We start from the raw sequence: 23,778 nt of genomic DNA, 5'->3' as shown, positions 1-23,778 counted from the left end.
AGCACAGCTTCCCGTATTCTTCTGCCCGCTTTTCCTGGCACTAAACGCAAAGATTTCGCGAACGCCAACCGTCGTAATTCGGACGGGTCTCTTACGCATTACGCCCCTGTGACGCACTCCACAGAGCATCCCTTTTGTGCGGTATTTTACGGACAGAACGGCATCTAACGCCGCCTCTTCGCGCGCTCACACGCAGGCGCGTGATAACACACAGGCGCGCCTCCCGTAACCCCTCACGGCGATGCAATTTCAGCTTTCCCTCGGTAAATTCAATTCGCATGACCGCCGCACAAGCAGACCTGCAAGCGGAATTCAGGGAAATGCCGGAGGGCCTTCGGATCGACCGTCCCGAGGTGGCCGACGGAGCCGTGCTCTGGCATCTCGCCAAGAACTCCGGAACCCTCGACCTGAACTCCTCGTACAGCTATCTCCTCTGGTGCCGTGACTTCGCCCGCACGTCCGCGGTGGCACGCGGCGCGCAAGGAACGCCGGTCGGCTTCGTCACCGGGTACGTCCGCCCCGAGCGCCCCCGCACCCTGTTCATCTGGCAGGTGGCCGTCGACGAGGCGCATCGCGGACGCGGGCTGGCCGCGGCTCTGCTCGACGGCCTGACCGCCCGGCTCGCCGAGGAGAGCGTCCAGGCGCCGACCGCCCTGGAGACCACCATCACGCCCGGCAACACCGCCTCCGAGCGCCTGTTCGCGTCGTACGCCCGACGCCGCGGCGCGACCGTCGAGCGCGAAGTGCTGTTCGGGACGGCCCACTTCCCCGACGGACCGCACGAGCCGGAAGTGCTGCACCGCATCGGTCCGCTCTCCCTGTGACCCTCGCCGACCTCCCCCCGAGACTTCGCCGATCCCCCTCCCCCCACGTTCCGAGGAGCGATTCGCTGTGACCATCACCCAGCCCGACCTGAGCGTCTTCGAGACCCTGGAGTCCGAGGTGCGCAGCTACTGCCGCGGCTGGCCCACCGTCTTCGACCGGGCCCGGGGCAGCCGGATGTACGACGAGGACGGCCACGAGTACCTCGACTTCTTCGCCGGCGCGGGATCCCTGAACTACGGCCACAACAACCCTGTACTGAAACGGGCGTTGATCGACTACCTGGAGCGCGACGGCGTCACGCACGGCCTCGACATGTCGACGACGGCCAAGCGCGGCTTCCTGGAGACCTTCCAGAACCTGATCCTGCGCCCGCGCGATCTGCCCTACAAGGTCATGTTCCCCGGGCCGACGGGCACCAACGCCGTCGAGTCCGCGCTGAAACTGGCGCGGAAGGTGAAGGGGCGCGAGGCCATCGTGTCCTTCACCAACGCCTTCCACGGCATGTCCCTCGGGTCGCTCGCCGTGACCGGCAACGCGTTCAAGCGGGCCGGCGCGGGCATCCCGCTCGTGCACGGCACCCCGATGCCCTTCGACAACTACTTCGACGGCCAGGTCCCGGACTTCCTGTGGTTCGAGCGGCTCCTGGAGGACCAGGGCTCCGGCCTCAACCAGCCCGCCGCGGTGATCGTCGAGACCGTGCAGGGCGAGGGCGGCATCAACGTCGCGCGCCCCGAGTGGCTGCGCGCCCTCGCCGACCTCTGCGCCCGCCGCGACATGCTGCTCATCGTCGACGACATCCAGATGGGCTGCGGCCGCACCGGCGCCTTCTTCTCCTTCGAGGAGGCGGGGGTCGTGCCCGACATCGTCACCGTCTCGAAGTCCATCAGCGGATACGGCCTGCCCATGTCCCTGTGCCTGTTCAAGCCCGAGCTGGACATCTGGGAGCCGGGCGAGCACAACGGCACCTTCCGCGGCAACAACCCGGCGTTCGTCACCGCCGCCGCGGCCCTGGAGTCGTACTGGACGGACGGCTCCGCCATGGAGAAGCAGACCCGCGCCCGCGGCGAGCAGATCGAGCAGACACTCATCTCCATCACCGAGGAGAACCTGGCCGACGTCAATGAGTACCGGGGCCGGGGACTCGTGTGGGGCCTGGAGTTCAAGGACAAGGCGCGTGCGGGCCGCGTCGCGCAGCGCGCCTTCGAACTCGGGCTGCTCATCGAGACGTCCGGTCCGGAGAGCGAGGTCGTGAAACTCCTCCCGGCGCTCACCATCACCCCCGACGAGTTGGACGAGGGGCTGCGCACCCTCGCCCGCGCCGTCCACGAGACGGCCGCCTGACCGCGTACGGCAGCCGTACGAAGCGCCCACGGCCGCCGTACGCCCCCGCGTACGGCGGCCGTGCGCAACCCGCACCAGCAGAGCAGAAAGGCAGCAACGCACCGTGATCGTCCGATCGTTCAAGGACATCGAGGGAACCGACCGTCATGTGAAGGCGAAGTCCGGCACCTGGGAGAGCAAGCGCATCGTGCTCGCCAAGGAGCGGGTCGGCTTCTCCCTCCACGAGACGACTCTCTACGCGGGTACCGAGACGTCGATGTGGTACGCGAACCACATCGAGGCCGTGCTCTGCGTGGAGGGCGAGGCCGAACTGACCAACGACGAGACCGGCGAGAAGCACTGGATCACCCCGGGGACCATGTATCTCCTGGACGGTCACGAGCGCCACACCATGCGCCCGAAGACCGACTTCCGGTGCGTCTGCGTCTTCAATCCGCCCGTCACCGGACGGGAGGACCACGACGAGAACGGCGTCTACCCGCTGATCACCGAGGAGGTGTGAGACAGATGACCACCGTCGCCGAAGTCACCGATCTTTACCCCAGCCGCGGCGCCACGGAGGTGTCCGTACCCCGCAAGGACCCGGTCGTGTGGAGCGCGCCGGGAGAGCCCGGCCCGATCACGGTGCACGAGCTCCAGTGCTACGAGCGCGACGGCTTCCTGCCCGTCGGGGAGCTGCTCGCCGACGACGAGGTCGCCGTCTACCGGCAGGAGCTGGAGCGTCTGGTCGCCGATCCGGCGATCCGCGCCGACGAGCGGTCGATCGTGGAGCCGCAGTCCCAGGAGATCCGCTCCGTCTTCGAGGTGCACCGCATCAGCGAGGTCTTCGCCCGGCTCGTGCGCGACGAGCGCGTGGTCGGACGGGCCCGCCAGATCCTCGGCTCGGACGTGTACGTCCACCAGTCGCGGATCAACGTGAAGCCGGGCTTCGGGGCCAGCGGCTTCTACTGGCACTCGGACTTCGAGACGTGGCACGCCGAGGACGGTCTGCCGAACATGCGGACGGTGTCCGTGTCGATCGCGCTGACCGAGAACCACGACACCAACGGCGGACTCATGATCATGCCGGGGTCGCACAAGACGTTCCTCGGGTGCGCGGGGGCCACGCCGAAGGACAACTACAAGAAGTCGCTGCAGATGCAGGACGCGGGCACGCCGTCCGACGAGGCGCTCACCCGTTTCGCCTCGCGGCACGGCATCAAGCTGTTCACCGGCAGGGCCGGTTCGGCGACCTGGTTCGACTGCAACTGCATGCACGGCTCGGGCGACAACATCACCCCGTTCCCGCGCAGCAACGTCTTCATCGTGTTCAACAGCGTGGAGAACGCGGCGGTGGAGCCCTTCGCGGCGCCGGTGCGCAGGCCCGAGTTCATCGGGGCACGGGACTTCACACCGGTGAAGTGATGTCCGCAGGTGGCCGGTGTCTCCCGGGTGGGGAGGCACCGGCCACCTGCGTGTCCGCGCAAGAACCTTCGTGGTGGCGGGAGTTGGAGCCCACGGGTGAGCCGGGGAGTCGGTCGCGGCCCACCAGCGGTCCGGGTGCTACAGCCACGCCAGTGACGCGGCGCGCTCCAGCACGGCCGTGACGGCGGCGGCGTCCCCCACCGCGCCCCGGGGCACCTCGCCGGGCGCGTACCGTCCGCCGATCAGCAGGCAGAAGTCGACCGGGTCCAGCACCAGTTCCGCGGCCACGGGCTCGTCCTCGGAGCCGAGCACCCACTGCGCGTCGGGCCCGCCGCCGGCCGGCGCGAAAAGGACCGGCGCCGCCGTGGGGCCGAGCGCCCTGCCGAGGATGCGCACCGCCAGCCGGACAAGCTGCCACAGGTGGGGCTCCGGCGGCGGGGGCACGGCGAGTCCGAGGGCCCGTCCGATGTCGTCGGTGTGGATCCACGCCTCGAAGGCCCGCACGACGAAGTGGTCGGCGACGGGAAGCCGTACGCCCATCAGCGTGGTCGCGTGCGCTGCCCGTCCGGCGTCCTCCGCCTCCGGTGTGGCCAGCAGCGCGGCTGCCTGCGCGGACCAGACGGCGACGGTCTCGGCGGGGGTCCGGACCCGCTCGTACGCGATCACCTCGGCGGTCCGCGCGGCCCAGGCCGCTTCCCATCCCGGCTTCTCGGAACCACCGGACCCGGGTACCCGCGGCGCGAGCCCCAGCCGTCGTGCCAACGGCTCGTCCGCCGCGATCAGATGGGCGACCGTGGCCTGCACGTCCCAGTCGTGCACGACCGGCGTCGACCAGCGTCGCGGGGCGTCCGGCTCCCGCAGCAACGCTCCGAGCCCGGCGACGGCCGCCGCGTACGGGGCGGCGTGCGCGGCGACGCGGGGAGCGGCGGGACGGGCGCGCCGGGCCGCGGCGAGCAGGGCGGACGGGAGGCCGGCCGCCCCGTCCGGTCCGGCCGACCGGTCACCCGGATCGTCCCCTCCCGTGGGCCGGCCCCGTCCGGCCGGTTCCTTGTCCCGGGTGCTCCGTGCCGCGCGACCGGTCCCCGCTCCGTTCACCGGGCCGGTCGCCGGGCCGGTGGATGTGACGCGCGGGCCGTCCAGGAGCCGTACCGTCTCGCGCAGGCGTTCCGCCTCCGCCGCGCAGGACTCGCACGCGGCGAGGTGCCGGGGGACGGTCCTCTCGTCGGCGGGGGTCAGTGCGCCGACGGCCCAGGCCGCCAGCAGGTCCCGTACCGCCTCGTGCTCGCCGCTCATCGTCCACCGTCCTTCCGGGGCACGGCCGGCAGCGCGGCCCGGCCCCGCCCCGCTGGGGCCACGATACGCACGCCCGGCCCGGCCGGGACCGTCCGCGCCGCCATCACGCGCCCCTTTCCAGGGCCGGGTCCGGTGGATCGGCCAGTGACGCGGCGAGCTTGCGCAGGGCCGATCGCAGCCGGGTCTTCGCGGTGCCCTCCGGGATGCCCAGTTCCACCGCCGCCTGGCGGTAGGTGCGGCCCGCGAAGTAGGCGAGATGGACCACCTCCCGCTGGGGCAGCGGGAGTTCGGCGAGCGCGCTGTGCAGCAGCAGGGCGCGCTCGCGGTCGACGACGGTCTCGTCGGGACCGGGCCCGGAGTCGGGGATGGCGTGCAGCGCGGAGTCGTCGGCGCGGGCGTCCTTGCGGTGCCGGGCCTCGCTGCGCACCCAGTCCACGGCCCTGCGATGGGCGAGCATGGACAGCCAGGTGCGCAGCGAGCCCCGGCGCGCGTCGAAGGCGTAGGGGCGGCTCCACAGGTGGGCGAAGACCTCCTGCGCCACGTCCTCGGCCGCGGCCTGGCTGCGCGTGACACGCAGGGCGACCCGCCGGACCAGCCCGCCGTAGGCGGCATACGCCTCGCCCAGCGCGGACTCGTCCCCGTACACCAGCCGCCGATGCAACTCGGCGTCGACGAGCGTAGGTTCCACCGGCACCACCACCTCGTGGTGCCCTTCCTAGCGCCCCGCCGGACCCCGCGCCAGGGGGCCGGGGCGGGCGCACGGTCGCTCAGCCGGACAGCACGTCCAGCAGCCGGTCGACGTCCGCGGCCGTGTTGTACAGGTGGAAGGCCGCCCTCAGGTTGCCCGCGCGGTCGGAGACCTCGACCCCGGCACGGCTCAGATCGGGCTGCCGGTGGCCGAGCCCGGGGACGGAGACGATGGGCGATGCGGGGGCCTCGACCGGTTGCCTGCCCAGCGTGAGCAGGCCCGCGCGGAAGCGGTCGGCGAGGGCGAGGTCGTGGGCGTGCACGCGCTCCACGCCCAGCTCCTCGACGAGTTCCAGCGACCGTCGCGCGCCCGCGTAGGAGAAGAGCGCGGGGCTCTCGTCGAACCGCCGTGCGGAGTGCGCCAGTTCCTCGACCGGGCCGTAACAGCTGTCCCAGGGGGCCTCGCCCGCGACCCAGCCCGCGAACACCGGGGTGAGCCCGCCGAGGTCCTCCGGGACGACGAGGAAGGCCACGCCGCGCGGGCAGACGAGCCACTTGAAGGCGACGGAGGAGACGTAGTCGTGGGCGTCCGCCCGCAGAGGCAGCCATCCGGCGGCCTGGGACGCGTCGATGTACGTACGCGCCCCGTGCGTCCGCGCGGCGTCGCGGATCGCCTCCAGGTCGGCGATCCGGCCGTCGGCGGACTGCGCGGCGCTGACGGCGACGAGCGCCGTGCCGGGACGGACGGACTCGGCGATCCGCTCCAGCGGTACGGAGCGGACCTTGAGATCGCCGCGGACGTGGAAGGGGGTGACGACGGAGCTGAAGTCCGCCTCGGCGGTGAGGACTTCGGCGCCCGGCGGCAGTGAGGCGGCGATCAGGCCGCTGTACACGGCGACGGAGGCCCCGGCGGCCACCCGGCTCGCCGGAACCCCGACGAGCCGCGCGAACGACGCGCGGGCGGCCTCCACGTCGGCGAACATGTCGGAGGGCTGCCCGGCGGCGACGGACTCGACGGCGGAACGCATGGCGGTCACCGTGCGGGCCGGCACGAGCCCGGTGCTCGCGGTGTTCAGATAGGTGTTCTTCGGGGCGAACTCGGCTCGGACGAGGGTCTCGAAGGTCTCCATGGGTCCACTCTGCGGCCCCGGGAACTCCCCGTCCATTGCGGATTTCTGCGTGGTTCTGCCAAGAAACCCTTATACGTCCGCCCCGACCTGCGGTTTCAGTGCCCGGGCACGGCGCAGCCGTCGGGCCCGCAGGCCTCCGCGTCGGCGGAGCCCTGCTGGATCAGCTTCAGCGGCTCGCGCTCGCCCCACGCCTGGGTGAGTGCCTGGGTGAAGACCTCGGCGGGCTGGGCGCCGGAGACGCCGTACTTGCGGTCGAGGACGAAGAAGGGGACGCCGTTGGCGCCCAGCTCCGCCGCCTCGCGCTCGTCGGCACGGACGTCGTCGGCGTACGCGGCCGGGTCGGCGAGCACCGCGCGGGCGGCGTCGGCGTCGAGCCCGGCGGCGACGGCCAGCTCCACGAGCCGCTCGTCGTCGTCGAAGACGGTCCGCTCCTCCGCGAAGTTCGCCTTGTAGAGCAGGCCGATCAGCTCGTCCTGGCGGCCCTGCTCCTTGGCGAGGTGCAACAGGCGGTGCATGTCGAAGGTGTTGCCGTGGTCGCGGCCCCGGGTGCGGTACTCCAGGCCCTCGGCGGCGGCCTGCGCGCCCAGGTTCTCCTCGCCGGCCTGCGCCTGTGCCTCGCTCATGCCGTACTTCTTGGTGAGCATCGTGAGCACGGGCTGGATGTCGCCCTTGGCACGGCCCGGGTCCAGCTCGAACGAGCGGTGCACGACCTCGACGCCGTCGCGGTGCGGGAAGGCCTCCAGCGCCTTCTCGAAGCGGGCCTTGCCCACGTAGCACCACGGGCAGGCGATGTCGCTCCAGATCTCGACGCGCATGTCTCGGCTCTCTCCAGGTCGTGCGGGTACCGGTGGACCCTCGGGCGGGTCGGTGTGTGTGAACGTTCAAGCGGCTCGTTCTATTCCGTGCCGGCCGGTCCGCACCCCGGGGCGTCGCGGGACCGCTCCCCGGGCTCTTCCCGAGGGGCGCCCGGTCACTTCCCCGGCACCGCGTACCGCAGGAAGAGGTGGTGGTCCCCCTCGGCCGGCGCGTTCTCCGGGTCGGGGACCCAGCCCTGGCGGGCGTAGAAGGCCTGCGCGCGCCGGTTGTCGACGTGCACGTCCAGGGTGGCCGTGCGCTTCCCGTCGGCGCTCCACTCCTCGACGCACGCCCTGTGCAGCTCGGTGCCGATCCCGGCCCGCCAGTGGTCGGGGTCCACGTGGAACTGGAACAGCTTGACGGTGTCGGCCGCGGCGCCTTCGGCGGTGCGGAAGGAGGCGACGCCGGTGATCCGGCCGCCGTCGACGACGCAGAGCACGTGGCCGTCCGGCCGCTCGATGGCGCCGCGCCAGGCGGCGATCCAGTCCGTGCCGTCCTGCGGTACGCCGTCCGGGTAGTAGGTGGCCCGCGCACGGGCGTGCAGTGCCGTGACGACGTCGGCCTCGGCGGGCAGCGCGGTTCTGATCACACGCCTCACACAGCTGACACGGTCTTCGATCATGCAGGCCAGGACGCTCCCGGTCAGGCCGCGGTTCCCAGCCTGCTGAACTGGGCGCGGTAGGCGCTCGGGGTGAGTCCGGTGCGCCGCACCAGGTGTCCGCGCAGCGAGTCGGCCGTGCCCAGACCGCAGGCGCGGGCCACCTGGTCCATGGGAAGGGCGGTCGTCTCCAGGAGTTCCTTGGCCCGCTCGACGCGCTGGTGCAGGAGCCACTGCAAGGGGCTCACTCCGCTCTCCGCGTGGAAGCGACGGGTGAGCGTGCGCACGCTCACGCCCGCGTGCCGGGCGAGATCGGTGAGCGTGAGCGGCCTGTCGAGGTTGCGCATCGCCCAGCCGCGGGTGTCGGCGCAGGCCTCGCCGCGTTCGGGCGGCAGCGGGGTCTGGGTGAACTGGGTCTGTCCGCCGGGCCGTACGGGGGCGACGAGGGCGAGCCGCGCCACCCGGTTGGCCACCGCGGCACCGTAGTCGGTGCGGACGATGTGCAGACAGAGGTCGATGCCGGCGGCGTATCCGGACGAGGTCATGATCCGGTCGTCCTGGACGTACAGGACGTCGCCCTTGAGGTCGAGGGCCGGGTAGCGCTCGCGCAGCTCGTCCGCGAGTTGCCAGTACGTGGTGGCGCTGCGGCCGTCGAGGAGTCCCGCCTCGGCGAGCACGAAGGCGCCGCTGCAGATGGAGGCGATCCGCTTGCCGGCGGCGTCCGCCTCGCGCACGGCGGTCACGGTGGCCGGATCGGGCGCGTACCGCTGCCCGGTGCCCGCGACGATCACCGTGTCCGCGTCGGCCACCGCGTCCAGACCGCGTCCGACGTGCAGGTCGAGTCCGCCGGTGGTGGCGATCGGGCCCGGCCGCGGGGTGCACACCGCCAGTTCGTAGCCCGGCCGGCCGCCGACCTCGACCTTCCCGAAGAGGAGCTCGGGGATGGCGAGGTTGAACATCGACACGGGGGACGGGGCGATGACGGCGATGCGGTGCGGTGTCCCCTGCGTGACGGGCATGGCCAGAACCTCCGGACGTATGGCATTCGGGCCACTACTGTAGGCCGACGCTCTTCCGCAGCATGAGGGCATGTCAACGAACCCGGCCACCGAGGCGCCCCCGCCCGGCACCCGACTCCCGTCCGTACCGGGCCGGTCGCCCGGGCAGTCCGCCTCGCTCACCCTCGTCGCCGCCCTGCTCGGCTTCGCGCTCATCACCCTCGACGCGTCCGTCGTGAACGTGGCGCTCCCGTCGATCCGGGCCGATCTCGGCGGCGGGATGTCGGGCCTGCAGTGGGTCGTCGACGCGTACACGCTGGCGTTCGCGGCGCTGATGCTGTCCACCGGGGCGTTCTCCGACCGGGTCGGGGCGAGCCGCGCCTACGGCATCGGGATCGCGGTGTTCACCCTGGCCTCCGTGGCCTGCGGGCTGGCACCGAACCTGCCGGTACTGGTCGGCGCGCGGGTCGCGCAGGGCGTCGCGGCGTCCGTGGTCCTGCCCGCCTCGCTCGCCCTGGTGCGCCAGGCGTATCCGGACGCGGCCCGTCGGGCGCGGGCGGTGTCCCTGTGGGCCGCGGGCGGCTCGGTCGCGGTGGCGCTCGGCCCGGTGGCGGGCGGTGCGCTGACCACGCTGTGGGACTGGCGCGGCATCTTCTTCATCAACGTGCCGCTCGGCGCGCTGGCGTCGGCCCTGCTGGTGCGGGCGCCGCGGTCCCGTCCCCGGCCCGCGCCGCTCGATCTGCCCGGCCAGTTGACGGCCGTCGTGGCGCTCGCCGCGCTGACCTTCGCGGTCATCGAGGGCGGCGGGACCGGGCTCGTCGCCCTGGCGGTGGCCGTCGTCGCCGGGGTGCTCTTCGTCCGCGTCGAGGCGCGGCAGCCGCATCCGGTGGTCCCGCCCGGCCTGTTCCGCAGCCGGCAGGTGACCGTCGCGGTCGCGGCGGGCGCCGCGTGCAGTGTGGCCTTCTACGGCGTGGTGTTCGTGTTCTCCCTGTTCTTCCAGCAGGTCCAGGGCCGCTCCCCGCTGTACGCGGGGCTGATGTTCCTGCCGATGACCGGTCTGATCGCGGTCACGAACGTCGTGGCGGGCAAGCTGGCGGGCCGGTTCGGGCCGCGGCTGCCGATGCTGCTGGGGCAGTCGCTGGCCGCCGCGGGACTGCTGCTCCTGCTGGTCGTCGGTCCGGCGACGCGCCCCTGGGCGGTGGCGCTGCTGCTGGTGCCGATGGCCCTGGGGTGCGCCCTGACCGTCCCGCCGCTGACGGCCGCGATGATGGACGCGGTGCCGTCCGCGCGGGCGGGGCTGGCGGCGGGCGTCCTCAACTCGGCACGCCAGGTGTCGGGCGGACTCGCGGTCGCCGCCTTCGGCTCTCTGGTGGCCGGGGACTTCGAGTCCGGGATGCGGGTGAGTCTGGCGCTGAGCGCGGGGTTGCTCGCCCTGACGGCCGCGGCGACGGTCGGCCTGCGGACGCCTCGCTAGCCGGTGCCCGCGGGCGCGTCGTCCACGCCCGGTCCCGGCGGGCCCCTGCTTCCGGCTGCTTTCCCGCGGGCGGCCTGTCGGCCGCCGCCCGCGGGTCAGCTGCCGTCGCGCAGGTCCTTCGGCCAGTGCGGGCGGTACTCGATGCCGTCGTAGGTGACGACGCAGCCCTCACCCATGGGCGACTGGGTCATGAAGCCGACGAGGGCCGCCCCGGTCTCCTTCTCCTCGCCGAGCGTGAAGAGCCGGACGAAGGTCCACCGCTTGCCGTCGCGCGAGGCGTGGAAGGCGAAGGCCCGCCCGGTCCGGCTGACCCGGAACCAGACGGAACTGCCCTCCACCGTGAAGGAGTTGGCGTCGTCGGAGTGCCCACGGGTGACCACGGTGCACACCGTCGGCACGTCCGGCGAGTACTCCAGGCAGAGCTTCGCCCAGGCCCGCTCGCCCACGTGGACGTAGAGGACACCCGCGTCGAAGGCCGCCCCGAAGCCGACCGTGACCCTGGCGATCAGCTGGAAGTCCCCCTCGGGCGCGCCCAGCAGCCGGGGCGCGTCGGAGGCGGGGTCGAGCCCCTCATCGGTGGGCGGCACGAACCGGTCCTGGCGGGGGCCCGCCCAGCCGGCGAGCACCCCGTCCTCGTAGGACCAGTGACCGTCGGGTCCGTACGTGCGCAGGGAGAAGGGAAGTTCGGGGAGTTCGACGTCCATTGCGCGAGTCTCTCAGGTCCGTCCCCGCGCCCCGGAGGGGGCGCGGGAAAGTGGCAGGCGAGGCTCCGGCCCGGCTACCGCTCCAGGCGCCCGTCGAAGCGGCGCGGCAGCCCCAGCGGGTTGTCGTCGCGCAGTTCCGGCGGCAGCAGCGCCTCGGGGGCGTTCTGGTACGCCACCGGCCGCAGCCACCGCTCGACGGCCGTGCCGCCGACGGAGGTCGAGGTGGACGTCGTCGCCGGGTACGGGCCGCCGTGGTGCTGTGCCGGGGCGACCGCGACACCGGTCGGCCAGCCGTTGACCAGGACGCGTCCGGCGAGCGGGGTCAGCTCGGCGAGGATCTCGGCGCCGCGGCCCTCGCCCGCGGCCTCCTCGGTGGAGAGCTGGACGGTCGCGGTGAGGTTGCCGGGCAGCCGGGAGAGGACCGCGCTCGCCTCGGACTCGTCCTCGTAGCGGGCGACCACCGTGAGGGGTCCGAAGCACTCCTCCAGGAGCAGGTCGTGCTCGCCCTCGGTGGCGAGCCGGTGCGCGGGCACGGTCAGGAAGCCGGGGCTCACCGTGTGCTCGCTGCCGGCGCCCGGGGTCACCGGGGTCTCCACCTCGGGGAGTTCGGCGCGCTCGGCGACCCCGGCGATGAAGTTGTCGCGCATGCGGTGGTCGAGCAGGACACCGGCGTCGGTGTCGCTGACGGCGTCGGTCAGGGACTTCACCAGCCGGTCGCCGGCGGCTCCGGCGGGCGCGAGCACGAGGCCGGGCTTCACGCAGAACTGGCCGACGCCCAGCGTCATCGAGCCCGCGAGGCCGGCGCCGATCGCCTCGGCGCGCTCGGCGGCGGCGGCCTCGGTCACGACCACGGGATTGAGCGAGCCGAGTTCGCCGTGGAAGGGGATCGGCACGGGGCGTGCGGCGGCGGCGTCGAAGAGGGCCCGGCCGCCGCGGACCGAACCGGTGAACCCGGCGGCGGCGATCAGCGGGTGCTTGACCAGGTCGACGCCGGCCTGGAAGCCGTGCAGCAGGCCGATGACGCCCTCGGGGACGTCATGGCGGGCGGCGGCGCGGCGCAGGACGGCAGCGACCAGCTCGGAGAGGGCGGGGTGGTCCGGGTGGGCCTTGACGACGACCGGGCAGCCGGCCGCCAGCGCGCTCGCGGTGTCGCCGCCCGCGACCGAGAACGCGAAGGGGAAGTTGGAGGCGGAGTAGACGGCGACGACGCCGAGCGGCACCTTGTAGCGGCGCAGATCAGGGACGGGCGGGGTCGCCGTGTCGTCGGGGTGGTTGATGATCACGTCGAGGAAGGCGCCCTCGTCGACGATGTCCGCGAAGGCCCGCAACTGGTAGCAGGTGCGGGCGAGTTCCCCGGTGAGCCGGACCGGGCCGAGCGCGCTCTCCGCGTCGGCGGCCTCGACGAGCTGCTCGCGGGCGCCTTCGAGGTGGTCCGCGGCGGTGCGCAGGAACGCGGCGCGCACGGCGCGGTCGGCGAGGGCCGGGCGGGCGGCGTGGGCGGCGCGGACGGCGTCGTCCACTTCCTGGGTTGTGGCCTCCACCGCAACCTGTTCACGCTGCTTCCCGGTACGGGGGTCGACACTCCAGACTGGTGCTGCTGCCACCGCGGGTCCCTCCAGATGTGATGCCGCAGTTCTTGTGTCACTCACCAGGGCGTTCGATATACTGAACGCTGTCTCTGATGATGAATATGCTGTCGGAGACTATTTCCCGTCCAACGAAGGGGTCAAGGGCGATGTCGGCAGGCGAGACAGGCGGCGGGGCGCAGGTCAAGTCCGCGGTGCGGACCGTGGAATTGCTCGAGTACTTCGCCGGCCGGCCCGGAATGCACTCCCTGGCCGCGGTCCAGGAGGCCGTCGGCTATCCCAAGTCCAGCCTGTACATGCTGCTGCGCACGCTCGTGGAGCTCGGCTGGGTGGAGACCGACGCGACGGGCACGCGATACGGCATCGGGGTGCGCGCACTGCTCGTCGGCACGTCGTACATCGACGGCGACGAGGTGGTGGCCGCGGCCCGGCCCACACTCGACCGGCTGTCCGACGACACCACGGAGACCATCCACCTCGCGCGCCTGGACGGCACGAACGTGGTCTACCTCGCCACCCGCCAGTCCCAGCACTACCTGCGCCCGTTCACGCGGGTGGGCCGCCGGCTCCCCGCGCACTCCACGTCGCTGGGCAAGGCGCTGCTCGCCACGCACACCGACGAGCAGGTCCGCAAGATGCTCCCGGAGACCCTGCCCGCACTGACCGAGCACACGATCACCGACCGGGAGAAGCTCATCGAGGAGCTGCACCAGGTACGGGAGCAGGGCTTCGCGGTGGACCGCGAGGAGAACACGCTGGGGCTGCGCTGCTTCGGCGTCGCCATCCCCTACCGCACGCCGGCCCGCGACGCGATCAGCTGCTCGGTACCGGTGGCCCGGCTCACCCCCGCGCACGAACAGATGGTCAAGGACGCGCTGTTCGACGCGCGCGACCGGCTGACCCTGGCGACGCGCCGGCTCTGACGGGGGAGGCGCGCCTCCCCCGCACGGCGGAGGCGGATCGTCGCCGGGCACGACGTGCGGTGGGACCCGTCACGGCAGCGTGGAGGGCATGACGCAGACATCCACCGCCGGGCCGGACACGCCGTCGCAGTCGGAACCGTCCTGGGGAGGCCCCGGCCGGGCACGCCGGGCCCTTCGCACCGTCACCGTCGTATCCTGCGTGCCCTACCTGTCCCTCAAGATCGCCTGGGTGGCGGGAAGCCGTATCGGCATCCCTGAAGGCAGCTCACTGCTGGACCACCGCGTCGGCATGGCCGTCGCCAACGGTCTGAGCGTGCTGCTCGACAGCGCGGTGATCGTGCTCGCGCTGCTGCTGACCCGGCCGTGGGGCCTGCGCGTCCCCGCCTGGCTGCTCGCCTTCCCCATGTGGGTGGCGACCGGCCTGCTCACGCCGATCATGACCGGCTACCCGATGCAGCTCCTCGTACGGCTCCTCGGTGGTGCGGAGCCCGAGGCGGCCGGCGCGGGCCGCGAACCGTTCCTGGACGAATGGGTCTTCGGCGTCGTCTACACCGGGTTCATCGTGCAGGGCCTCGCACTGGGCACGCTGTTCGTGCTGTACGCGCGGGACCGCTGGGCCCACCTGTGGCGGGGCCGGGTCCGGGAGCTGTCCGCCGGTCCCGTCGGTGCCGCCCAGCGGGCCACGGCGGTCGCCGCCGCCGTGCTCACGCTGTTCCCGCTCACCACGCACCTGGTGTGGGCCTGCGGCGGCACGGCGGGGCTGAGCGCCGGGCGCATCGCCGACCGGTCCGGCGACTTCCGGGTGCTGGAGGCGATGTACGTGGTCTATCTGCTGTGCACCGTCGCGGGCGCCTGGATGCTCGCCTTCCGGCGCGGCCGGGACCTGCCCGTGGCCGTGCCGCTCGCCCTCGGCTGGGCCGGTTCCGGCGCGGTGGCGTGCTGGGGCGGCTGGATGTCGCTGGCGGGCCTGGGTGGTGGGGACGACGTCGCCGATCGCCCGACGGGCCTGATGAACCTCACCTACTCTGTGCAGATGATCGTCGGCGTGCTCGTGGTCACCCTCGGCGCGTACTTCTTCGCGGAGCGGTCCGCTGCCGCCGGGCCACCGCGGCGTACCGCGTGAGGGGGGCCGTGTGAGGGGGGCCGCCCGCTTCCTGTTCGGCCGGCGGGCCCGTCGGCGATGGGTCCACCTGATCCTCGGCGGCGCGCTCGCCATGCCGTACGTGCTGGTCGGCGAGGTGATCGTCGGGCCCGCCACCGGAGCGCGGCACGTGTTCGACTCGCTGCCGCTCCAACTCCTCTCGTTCGCCGTCGGGTTGCCGCTCGCCGCGATCACCGCGCCGTTCCCCCTGACCCGGCCGATGTCGGTGGCCGCGGTGCGCGCCCTGTGCGGCATCGACGGCGACGTGCTCGCCGAAGGACCCGCGCGGACCTGGGCGGCCCGTCGGCGGGCGGCGGCCTGGTTCACCCTGCATCTCGGGTTCGGCGGGATCATCAGCGGGATGTCGCTGGCCGTACCGCCGTTCGCGGCCGTCCTCATCGCGCTGCCCGCCGTCTCCCTGCTGCGCGATTCCCGCCTGGGACTGCCCGAAGTCCTCGACCACGGCTGGGCGTTGGCGCTCTCCCCGGTCGCCGGGTTCGCCACGCTGATCGCGCTCGCGGGCTGCGCCGCCGGGGCCGGAGGGCTGCTGGCCCGCTGGGCGCCCCTGCTGCTCGGCCCCACGCCCGAGGACCGGCTCGCGGCGGCCGAACGCCGGGCCGCCGACCTCGCCGTACGCAACCGCCTCGCCCGTGAGCTGCACGACTCGGTCGGCCATGCCCTCAGCGCGGTCACCCTCCAGGCGAGCGCCGCCCGCAGGGTCCTCGACACCGACCCGGACTTCGTCCGGGAGGCGCTCACCGCCATCGAGGACACCACGCGGCGCACGGTGGGTGAACTGGACGCGGTCCTCGGGATGCTGCGGGAGGGCGACGACCGGGAACGGTGGCCCGGCCCGGACACGGCGGCGGGGCCCGGCCCCGGGGAGCCGGCCACCCCCACGCTCGACGCCGACCTCGACGGCCTGCTGCGCCGCACCCGCGCCGGTGGCCTGTGCGTCACGGCCGCCGTCGAGGTGCGCCCGGAGACCCTGCCGCCGCTGGTGTCCCGCGAGGCGTACCGCATCGCGCAGGAGGCACTGAGCAACGCGCTGAAGCACTCCGGTCCCGGCACCCGTGTCACGCTGCGGATCGAGCTCACCGGCCACGGGCCGTGCTCCGCGCTGTGCATGACCGTCGAGAACCCGGTGTCCGCGGCGGTCCCCGCGCCCCGTCCCGGTGGCGGGCACGGTCTGCGCGGCATCGCGGACCGTGCCCGCCTCCTCGGCGGCACGACCGAGGCGGGCCCCGTCGACGGGCTGTGGCGCCTGGCCGTGCGCCTGCCCGTACCACCGCCCGCCCAGACGAGCGAGGAGCCCGCATGACCGGCCCGTCCCCCGGCACCGCTCCCCTGCGCGTCGTCGTCGCCGACGACGAGCGCATGGTGCGCACCGCCCTGCGTGTGATCATCGACGCCGAGCCCGGCCTGGAGGTGGTCGGCGAGGCGGCCACCGGCGCCGAGGCCGTGTCGGTCGTGCGGGAGCTGGCACCGGACGTCGTGCTCATGGACGTGCGGATGCCCGAGGTCGACGGCATCCGCGCCACCGAGCAGATCCTCACGACCCTGCCGGACCCCCCGCGCATCGTCGTCGTGACCACCTTCGAGAACGACGCCCACGTGTACGAGGCGCTGCGCGCCGGAGCCGCGGGGTTCCTGCTCAAGCGGGCCGACGCGGACGCGCTCGTGCAGGCCGTGCGGCTGGTGGCGCGCAGCGACACGCTGCTGTTCCCGTCGGCGGTGCGCGCGCTGGCCGCCGGGCACGCCCGGTCCCGTCCCGCGCCACCGCCGTGGGTGGCGAAGCTCACCGCGCGGGAGGGGGACGTGCTGCGGCTGATGGCGACGGGGCTCACCAACGCCGAGATCGCCGCGCGCATGGGAGTGGGCCCGGCCACGGTGAAGTCGCACGTGGCGGCGGTGCTGGCGAAGACGGGGACGCGGGACCGCACCCAGGCGGTGATCGCCGCCTATGAGGCCGGCTTCATGAAGGGCGGATGAGAAACGGGGGCGGAAGGGAACGATCCGCCCTCTCTCACTCGTCCTTCTGGGCGGGATGAACAAGACGATCAGGCGGGCTGCCGTCTTCTCTCTGCTGCTCGTGCTCGCCCTGCTGGTCAGGGCGACCTGGGTGCAGTTCTACGACGGCAAGGCGCTCGCGGAAGACAAGAACAACCGGCGGAACGCGATCTCGCTGTACGCGAACCCGCTCGGGAACATCATCGTGGCCGGCGACGCGATCACCGGTTCCGCGCCGACGAAGGGCGGCGACCTCAAGTACAAGCGGACGTACAAGGACGGCAGCCTGTACGCGGCGGTCACCGGGTACAGCTCCCAGGTGTACGGGGCGACCCAGCTGGAGGGCATCTACCGTGATCTGCTGGACGGCACGGACACCCAGCTGAAGAACCCGCTGGACGCGCTCACCAACAAGCACGCCGACCCGGGTGACGTGATCACGACGATCGACCCGGACGTGCAGAAGGCGGTGTACGACGCGCTCGGCGACAAGAAGGGCGGCGCCGTCGTGATCGACCCGAAGACGGGCAGGATCCTCGCGGCCGTCTCCACACCGTCGTACGACCCGACGACGATCTCCGCGGGCAACGACAGCGTCTGGCAGAAGCTGAAGAAGGACGCCGACAAGCCGCTGGTCAACCGAGCGCTCCGGCAGCCGCTGCCGCCGGGCTCGACGTTCAAGCTGGTCGTCGCGGCCGCCGCGCTGGAGGACGGGCTGTACTCGGACGTGGACGCGAAGACGGACAGCCCCGACCCGTACACGCTGCCGGGCACGAGCCGCGTCCTGAAGAACGAGAACAGCTCGGCCCCCTGCGAGAACGCCTCCATCCGCGTCGCGCTCCAGTACTCCTGCAACAACGTCTTCGCGAAGATGGCCGTCGACCTGGGCCAGGACAAGGTCAGGGCGATGGCGGAGAAGTTCGGCTTCAACGACGAGGAGCAGGACGTGCCGGTGCGGGCCTACGCCAGCGTGTACCCCTCGGGCATGGACAGGTCCTCGACGGCGCTGACCGGCATCGGCCAGTTCGACGTGACGGCGACGCCGCTCCAGATGGCCATGGTGTCCGCCGCGATCGCCAACGACGGCAAGCTGGTCTCGCCGCACATGGTGGCGCAGACCAGCGACGCCGACGGAGACGTCCTGAAGAACTACGACGACGACACGCGGACGAAGGAGATCGTCAGCTCGTCCACGGCGCGGCAGCTCCGGTCGGCGATGCAGACGGTCGTCGAGGACGGCACGGGCACGAACGCCAGGATCTCCGGCGCGACCGTGGGCGGCAAGACCGGCACGGCCCAGCACGGCGAGAACAACAGCGAGACGCCCTACGCCTGGTTCACGTCGTACGCGAAGTCCGACTCCACCGGCAAGGAGGTCGCCGTCGCGGTGATGGTCGAGCAGTCCGACGCGGCCCGTTCCGAGGTCAGCGGCAACGGCCTGGCGGCGCCGGTCGCGAAGGCCGCGATGCGGGCCGCGCTCAAGGGCTGAGCGCCACCGGCGAAGGGCCCCGCACCCCCGTCCGGGTGCGGGGCCCTCGTCGTCACTTCACGCCCAGGATCTGCTCGATCGGGTCGATCGCGAAGTACACGAGGAACAGGGCCGAGGAGGCCCACAGCAGCCAGTGGATCTCCTTCGCCTTGCCGAGGACCGTCCTGATCAGGACGTAGGCCAGGAAGCCCGCGCCGATGCCGTTCGTGATCGAGTAGGTGAACGGCATCACGGCGATGGTCAGGAAGGCGGGGATGGCGATCTCGTACCTGTCCCAGTCGATGTGCTTGACCTGGGTCATCATCAGGAAGCCGACCGCGACGAGCGCGGGCGCGGCGGCCTGCAGCGGGACGATGGTGAGCAGCGGGGTCAGGAACAGCGCGAGCGCGAAGAGCCCGCCGGTGATCAAGTTCGCGAAGCCGGTGCGGGCTCCCTCGCCGACGCCCGCCGCCGACTCGATGTACGAGGTCGAGGAGGAGGCCGAGGCGGCACCGCCGGCCACCGCGGCGGCGCCGTCGATGAGCAGGACCCGGCCGAGGTTCGGCACCTTGCCCTCCTCGTCCAGCAGGCCGGCCTCGGCGCTGATGCCGACGACGGTGCCCATCGTGTCGAAGAAGTCGGACAGGACGAGCGTGAAGATCAGCAGGACGACCGTGATCGCGCCGGTCTCGCCGAAGGCACCGAACAGGCTGAAGTGACCGAGCAGTCCGAAGTCCGGTGAGGCCACCACGTCGTCGGGGAGCTTCGGCGTGGTCAGGCCCCAGCTCTTGATGTCGGCCGCGGCGTTGATGACGATCGCCACGATCGTCATGGTCACGATGCTGATCAGGATCGCGCCCTTGACCTTGCGGGCGAGCAGTCCGATGGTCAGCAGCACGCCGAGACAGAAGACGAGGACCGGCCAGCCGGTCAGCGTGCCGGTGCCGCCGAGCTGCACCGGGACCGTGGTGCTCGCGACGTCCGGGATGCGGGTGACGAACCCGGCGTCGACGAAGCCGATGAAGGCGATGAACAGACCGATGCCGACGCTGATCGCCTGCTTCAGCGGTTGCGGGATGGCGTGCATGACCGCTTCACGCAGGCCTGTCACCACCAGTACGCAGATCAGCAGGCCCTCCAGGACGATCAGGCCCATCGCGTCGTCCCAGCTCATCAGCGGGGCGATCTGGAAGGCGACGACCGCGTTGAGGCCGAGGCCCGCGGCGAGTGCGAGCGGGAGGTTGCCGCCGAGGCCCATGACGACGGTCATCACGGCGGCCACCAGGGCGGTGGCGGTGGTCAGTTGGACGGCGTCGAGCTGGTGGCCGAACTTGTCCTTGGCGCTGCCCAGAATGATCGGGTTCAGGACAAGGATGTAGGCCATGGTGAAGAACGTGGCGAAGCCGCCGCGTATCTCCCGGCCGAAGGTGGAGCCCCTGGCGGATATCTTGAAGAACCCGTCGACGCTGTTCGCCGCGGGGGGTGCGGCACTTGGCCGGTCGGCCACCTTCTGGGATTCGGACATGGCGTTGCTCCTCGATGCCTGCGTGCCGGGTGTGCGGATGCTGGCTGGATTGTTCCCGCGTCGCACCGGTTTCAGGTTTTCTCCGTGTTACGGAATCGAGTTCGGCCCGCCATACGACGTTCGAAGCTCCGTACGGACGCTGATACGCTCTCGCATCCCGCCCCACGGACACGCCACTTCGTCGCGGGTGGCGCACGGGGCCCATGACCACGCACCTGCACCGGTGCCCGGAGCCGCAGCGAGGAGAGGTCACCCGTGGGCACGGTCCTCGACGACAGCGCCTCCGTGGAGTTCCACGCCTTCTTCGAGCGGCACTACGCCGAACTCTCCCGCCTGGCCGCCCTGTTGACGGGCGAACCGGACGTCGCGGACGATCTGGCGGCGGACGCGCTGCTCGCCCTGTGGCACCGCTGGGACCGGGTGCGCGCGGCGGACCACCCGGTGGCGTACGCGCGCGGTGTGGTCGCCAATCTCGCCCGCAGCCGCATCCGCAGCGCGGTGCGCGAGCGGCGGCGGATCACGCTCTTCTGGTCGAGTCGTGAGGACAGTGCCGAGAACCCCGATGTGCCGGGTGCCATCGACGTCCAGGAGGCGCTGCGCGGACTGCCGTTCCGCAAGCGGGCGTGCGTCGTGCTGCGGCACGCGTTCGACCTTTCGGAGAAGGACACGGCCCTCGCCCTCGGCGTGTCCGTGGGTACGGTGAAGAGCCAGACCTCGAAGGGCATGGCGGAACTGAAGCGGCTCCTCGGCACCGACGGGACGCCGGTGCGGGTGCATGCGGGAGCGCTGCCCGCGGGTGACGGCGGAGGATCGGACCGATGAGGAGGGCGCGGGACGTGCACGACGAGCTGCGTGCCGGGCTGCGGGATGCCGCCGAGGCGCACGAGCCTGACCGCGCGCACATCCTGGCCCGGGTGGAGCGCGGCATGGCGGGCGTTCGGGAGCGGCGGCCCGCGCGGCGCGGCGCAGCTACGCCTCTGCTCGGCTGGGTCCGGGTCGTGGGTGCCACGGCGGCCGTCGCCGGAGTCCTCGCGGCGGGCGGTTACGCGGTCGCCCGGGCGGTGCGGGACGAGGCGCCGCAGCGGACCGTCGCGGTCTCTCCGCCCCCCGAACCGTCGCCGGACACGACGGTCCGTCCGCCGGCCACCGGCAGCGAGGACGGTCCGCTGCGGTCCGACGGCTCGGTCGACCCGCACAGCAACGACTTCTGGGCGCAGAGCAGTGTGACGGTGAGGACGAGCCGGCAACTGACGGCGCTCACGGTCCGGTTGAGGATCCGGCAGACCGGCGGGGTGAGCTGCACGGGCGCCTGGCGGTCACTGCCCGAGGACGACTTCACGACCACGGTCCGGGAACGGGACGGCTTCCTCGTCTACACCTGGGTGCTGAAGCCGGGGCGTACGGTCTGGCCCGGCGAGTGGGTCTTCGCGGGACAGTACGACCACGAGCGCGGCGGCCGGGACGCGAAGGGCGACCGGTACACGGCCGCGGCCGTGTCGGGCGGTGAACGGTCGGCCGTCGCCGGTGGCTTCGCGGTTCACGCGGACGACGGCGCGCCGTCCGAGGGCACTTCGTGAACCGGCCCGCACATCACTTGCGAATGGACCGCCGCGGGAAACAACCGGACGTTCGATTCCGGCGTCCTTTCCCTTGCACGGACCTGCTGGCCTGAGCCCCCCTCGGTCAGCAGAGAACGCCCCCGCCGGTGACGACCGGCGGGGGCGTTCGTCTCCCGGCAGGGCTCAGCTCACGAAGTACGTCGGGTTCGGGAGCTTGTACGTCCTGTCGGCGTAGCCGCCGTCGAGGTCGGAGTACTGGTCGCCGAAGTTGGCGACGATCTCGTACCCGAGGGACTCGATGTGCTTGCGGGTGCCGGACTTGTACTGCACGGTCGTGCAGTTCCAGGCGGTGGCCGTGGCGCAGTCGCTCAGGTAGGCGGGCGGGTTGGCCGCGTCCTTGAGGAACATGTGGTCGGCGTCGAGGTTGACGTCGGCGCCGACCTTCTTGAGGTTCTTGACGGCGTCGGCGCGCTGCGACTCCTTCAGGCCCGAGTTGTAGAAGACCTCGACGCCCTTGGACCGCGCGTACTCGACGAGGGCCGGGGTGCCGAAGACGGCCGGGCGGTCGGCCTGGGCGACGTACGCGGCCCAGGAGGCCGAGTTGTACGTGTAGTTGGTCTTCTTCTCGTAGTCGAGGGAGAGCAGCAGCGTGTCGTCGATGTCGAAGACGACCGCGGGCTTCTCGCCGTGGTGGCGGGCCTTGTGCGCCGCCTTGTCGATGTAGCGCTCGGCGTCGGACTCGATGCGAGCGAGGTCCTTGGCGTACCGGCTGTCCGGGGAGGCCTGGTACACGCCGTTGCCGTCGAGCGTCGTGCCGTAGTAGGTGTCGATGTCCTTGACCAGGACCCCGATGTTGTAGGGCTCGTGGGTCGAGTTCGCGGTCGACTGACCGGCGGTGGCCGCACCGGCGCCGTACAGGGCGGCGCCGGCGACGGCACAGGCGGCGGCGATGGCCGCGATGCGTGGCTTATGCATGACAGGTTTCTACGCGCGTCACCCAGGGGAACGCGAGGCCCGTTGCCCGATCGATACATACTCCACAGGCAACGGGCCCCGGCGGCACCGGAGAACCCGGCGCGGGCGGTCGGCGGATCAGCGGTCCTTCCAAGGCGCCCAGTCGCCGAGATGTGTCTCGCGGGTGGCGGACTCGGCCTCCTCGGGGGTGAGTTGGGGCCGGTTGGCGGGGACCGTGACGGCCGCGCCCGGTCCCGTGTTGCGGTACTCGGCGAAGCGCTGGTTCTGCCACGGGTGGGCGGACGACATGTCGGCGTAGGGCGCGACCGCGTCGGTCCCCGCGTCCAGACGGGTCTCGCGCACCGTCAGCATCGGCCGGGCGGTGGTGTCCGAGCTGGGCACCCAGGGGCGGGCCAGCTCGTAGTACCCGTCGGGGGCCGCGCTGGTGATCCGGCTGCGGACGACCAGGTAGCCGTGCGGAGCGGCGACCGCGGTGGACGGCGCGAAGACGAAGCCGTACGGGGCGGACGCCAGGTCGGTGCGGTCGAGCGTGTGGAAGTGACAGTGCTCGTACACCGCTGTGGCCCGGCCGAAGACGAAGTCGACGTCACCCTCGACGTAGCAGTCGCGGTAGTACTGGCGGGCGAAGGTGCCGAGCGCGATCGAGTCGGCGTACAGCGTGTCCTGATGGCCGAGGAACCGGCAGTGGTGGAATGCCGAACGGTCGCCCTGGACCTTGACCGCGACGGCCTGGGTGCCGGTGATGCCGGGGTGGTCCGCGCGCAGCCAGTCGTTGGCGAAGGTGATCCAGCGGGCCGTGAAGCCGTCGGTGCGCACGGTGGTCGTGGCCGAGCCGGAGGTGCCGTAGGTGCCCGAACCGGCCGGCTTCGGTGTGCCGCCCGCGTTGTCGTACACGACGACGACGTCGTGCGGGTCCTCGGAGGCGCCGATCCATGTCATCCCGGTGCCCGCGACGCCGGGCAGGCCGGTGGCCGGGTCGGTGACCCCGACCGAGACGGTCTCGCGGTACACACCGGGTGCGATGACCAGCGTGTGTCCGGCGCCGGTCGCGGCGTTCACCGCGGCCTGGACGGCGGTGTGGTCGCCGAGGCCGCCGGGATGGACGTACAGGGTCCGCTCGGTGAGCCGCGCGGACGGCGATCCGTACCGCCCGAAGGGCCTGCCGTGACGCCGTGACGACGGCAGGTGCGCGGCGGTCGCGGGGGCCGCGAGCAGCGGAGCCAGCGCGGCTCCGGTGCTCGCGGCGACGAACGCCCGTCTGCTGAGCGGGTGCCCGGCCATG

General features: G+C 72.2%; 23 protein-coding genes. 12 read left to right on the top strand and 11 right to left on the bottom strand.

Going from position 1 to position 23,778, the window contains the following annotated elements; translation table 11 throughout:
* Window positions 1–278: 278 nt before the first annotated feature.
* The 4 genes from ectA to thpD all read left to right on the top strand — a co-directional run bounded on the left by ectA (window position 279) and on the right by thpD (window position 3,570).
* Window positions 279–824: a diaminobutyrate acetyltransferase gene (gene ectA / locus ABEB03_RS24420; RefSeq protein WP_345653283.1), complete on the top strand. Its 546-nt coding sequence runs from the start codon at window positions 279–281 to the stop codon at window positions 822–824.
* A 67-nt stretch (window positions 825–891) separates the two neighbouring features.
* Window positions 892–2,166 carry a diaminobutyrate--2-oxoglutarate transaminase gene (gene ectB / locus ABEB03_RS24415; RefSeq protein WP_345653280.1) on the top strand — a complete coding sequence of 425 codons (1,275 nt, stop codon included), beginning with the start codon at window positions 892–894 and terminating at the stop codon, window positions 2,164–2,166.
* Window positions 2,167–2,269: 103 nt separating this feature from the next.
* Window positions 2,270–2,668, top strand: a complete 399-nt coding sequence (locus ABEB03_RS24410) for an ectoine synthase (protein WP_095933457.1) — start codon at window positions 2,270–2,272, stop codon at window positions 2,666–2,668.
* Window positions 2,669–2,673: 5 nt separating this feature from the next.
* A complete protein-coding gene (gene thpD / locus ABEB03_RS24405; protein ID WP_345653274.1) occupies window positions 2,674–3,570 on the top strand; it encodes an ectoine hydroxylase in 897 nt (298 codons plus the stop codon).
* A 138-nt stretch (window positions 3,571–3,708) separates the two neighbouring features.
* Here thpD and ABEB03_RS24400 read toward each other — a convergent pair whose 3' ends face one another.
* The 6 genes from ABEB03_RS24400 to ABEB03_RS24375 all read right to left on the bottom strand — a co-directional run bounded on the left by ABEB03_RS24400 (window position 3,709) and on the right by ABEB03_RS24375 (window position 9,152).
* Window positions 3,709–4,863, bottom strand: a complete 1,155-nt coding sequence (locus tag ABEB03_RS24400; protein ID WP_345653271.1) for a maleylpyruvate isomerase N-terminal domain-containing protein — start codon at window positions 4,861–4,863, stop codon at window positions 3,709–3,711.
* 103 nt (window positions 4,864–4,966) lie between these two features.
* Window positions 4,967–5,563, bottom strand: a complete 597-nt coding sequence (locus ABEB03_RS24395) for an RNA polymerase sigma factor (protein ID WP_345653268.1) — start codon at window positions 5,561–5,563, stop codon at window positions 4,967–4,969.
* 67 nt (window positions 5,564–5,630) lie between these two features.
* On the bottom strand, window positions 5,631–6,680 hold the full coding sequence (locus ABEB03_RS24390; protein ID WP_345653265.1) for an aminotransferase class V-fold PLP-dependent enzyme: 1,050 nt from the start codon (window positions 6,678–6,680) through the stop codon (window positions 5,631–5,633).
* A gap of 95 nt (window positions 6,681–6,775) precedes the next feature.
* Window positions 6,776–7,495: a DsbA family oxidoreductase gene (locus tag ABEB03_RS24385; protein ID WP_345653262.1), complete on the bottom strand. Its 720-nt coding sequence runs from the start codon at window positions 7,493–7,495 to the stop codon at window positions 6,776–6,778.
* A 155-nt stretch (window positions 7,496–7,650) separates the two neighbouring features.
* A complete protein-coding gene (locus ABEB03_RS24380) occupies window positions 7,651–8,157 on the bottom strand; it encodes a GNAT family N-acetyltransferase (RefSeq protein ID WP_345653259.1) in 507 nt (168 codons plus the stop codon).
* Between the two features lie 20 nt (window positions 8,158–8,177).
* Window positions 8,178–9,152 (bottom strand): GlxA family transcriptional regulator, encoded by a 975-nt coding sequence (locus ABEB03_RS24375; RefSeq protein WP_345653256.1) that lies wholly within the window; start codon window positions 9,150–9,152, stop codon window positions 8,178–8,180.
* A gap of 70 nt (window positions 9,153–9,222) precedes the next feature.
* Between ABEB03_RS24375 and ABEB03_RS24370 the strand changes: the two genes are divergently transcribed.
* Complete coding sequence (locus ABEB03_RS24370) at window positions 9,223–10,605, top strand: MFS transporter (protein WP_345653253.1); 1,383 nt, start codon at window positions 9,223–9,225, stop codon at window positions 10,603–10,605.
* Window positions 10,606–10,700: 95 nt separating this feature from the next.
* On the opposite strand, the gene ABEB03_RS24365 is transcribed toward ABEB03_RS24370, so the two are convergent.
* Together ABEB03_RS24365 and ABEB03_RS24360 are read right to left on the bottom strand one after the other, a co-directional pair.
* A complete protein-coding gene (locus tag ABEB03_RS24365; RefSeq protein WP_345653250.1) occupies window positions 10,701–11,309 on the bottom strand; it encodes a DUF1349 domain-containing protein in 609 nt (202 codons plus the stop codon).
* A 74-nt stretch (window positions 11,310–11,383) separates the two neighbouring features.
* Window positions 11,384–12,913 carry an aldehyde dehydrogenase (NADP(+)) gene (locus ABEB03_RS24360; RefSeq protein ID WP_345653247.1) on the bottom strand — a complete coding sequence of 510 codons (1,530 nt, stop codon included), beginning with the start codon at window positions 12,911–12,913 and terminating at the stop codon, window positions 11,384–11,386.
* Window positions 12,914–13,044: 131 nt separating this feature from the next.
* Here ABEB03_RS24360 and ABEB03_RS24355 point away from each other — a divergent pair, with 131 nt between their 5' ends.
* The 5 genes from ABEB03_RS24355 (at window position 13,045) to ABEB03_RS24335 (ending at window position 18,458) form a co-directional block, all read left to right on the top strand.
* Window positions 13,045–13,818 (top strand): IclR family transcriptional regulator, encoded by a 774-nt coding sequence (locus tag ABEB03_RS24355; protein WP_028803360.1) that lies wholly within the window; start codon window positions 13,045–13,047, stop codon window positions 13,816–13,818.
* 88 nt (window positions 13,819–13,906) lie between these two features.
* Complete coding sequence (locus ABEB03_RS24350; RefSeq protein WP_345653242.1) at window positions 13,907–14,941, top strand: hypothetical protein; 1,035 nt, start codon at window positions 13,907–13,909, stop codon at window positions 14,939–14,941.
* A 10-nt stretch (window positions 14,942–14,951) separates the two neighbouring features.
* Entirely contained in the window at window positions 14,952–16,280 is a 1,329-nt protein-coding gene (locus tag ABEB03_RS24345; RefSeq protein ID WP_345653239.1) for a sensor histidine kinase, read from the top strand.
* Complete coding sequence (locus ABEB03_RS24340; protein WP_345653236.1) at window positions 16,277–16,951, top strand: response regulator transcription factor; 675 nt, start codon at window positions 16,277–16,279, stop codon at window positions 16,949–16,951. Before ABEB03_RS24345 ends, ABEB03_RS24340 begins: the two co-directional genes overlap by 4 nt.
* 55 nt (window positions 16,952–17,006) lie before the next feature.
* Entirely contained in the window at window positions 17,007–18,458 is a 1,452-nt protein-coding gene (locus tag ABEB03_RS24335; RefSeq protein ID WP_345653233.1) for a peptidoglycan D,D-transpeptidase FtsI family protein, read from the top strand.
* A 52-nt stretch (window positions 18,459–18,510) separates the two neighbouring features.
* Here ABEB03_RS24335 and ABEB03_RS24330 read toward each other — a convergent pair whose 3' ends face one another.
* Window positions 18,511–19,962 carry an NCS2 family permease gene (locus ABEB03_RS24330; RefSeq protein ID WP_345653230.1) on the bottom strand — a complete coding sequence of 484 codons (1,452 nt, stop codon included), beginning with the start codon at window positions 19,960–19,962 and terminating at the stop codon, window positions 18,511–18,513.
* A gap of 255 nt (window positions 19,963–20,217) precedes the next feature.
* Between ABEB03_RS24330 and ABEB03_RS24325 the strand changes: the two genes are divergently transcribed.
* Window positions 20,218–20,784, top strand: a complete 567-nt coding sequence (locus ABEB03_RS24325; RefSeq protein ID WP_345653227.1) for a SigE family RNA polymerase sigma factor — start codon at window positions 20,218–20,220, stop codon at window positions 20,782–20,784.
* Complete coding sequence (locus ABEB03_RS24320) at window positions 20,781–21,539, top strand: hypothetical protein (protein WP_345653224.1); 759 nt, start codon at window positions 20,781–20,783, stop codon at window positions 21,537–21,539. The genes ABEB03_RS24325 and ABEB03_RS24320 overlap by 4 nt, the downstream gene beginning before the upstream one ends.
* 165 nt (window positions 21,540–21,704) lie before the next feature.
* On the opposite strand, the gene ABEB03_RS24315 is transcribed toward ABEB03_RS24320, so the two are convergent.
* Window positions 21,705–22,496 (bottom strand): HAD family acid phosphatase, encoded by a 792-nt coding sequence (locus tag ABEB03_RS24315; RefSeq protein WP_345653221.1) that lies wholly within the window; start codon window positions 22,494–22,496, stop codon window positions 21,705–21,707.
* A 117-nt stretch (window positions 22,497–22,613) separates the two neighbouring features.
* Window positions 22,614–23,777 (bottom strand): pectinesterase family protein, encoded by a 1,164-nt coding sequence (locus ABEB03_RS24310; protein WP_345653218.1) that lies wholly within the window; start codon window positions 23,775–23,777, stop codon window positions 22,614–22,616.
* Window position 23,778: the final 1 nt, after the last annotated feature.

Source organism: Streptomyces siamensis (genome assembly GCF_039543605.1).
In the GTDB taxonomy this organism is placed as follows: domain Bacteria; phylum Actinomycetota; class Actinomycetes; order Streptomycetales; family Streptomycetaceae; genus Streptomyces; species Streptomyces siamensis.
The sequence above is the reverse complement of the archived record's forward strand: the minus strand, read 5'-3'. Positions and strand labels throughout refer to the sequence as shown.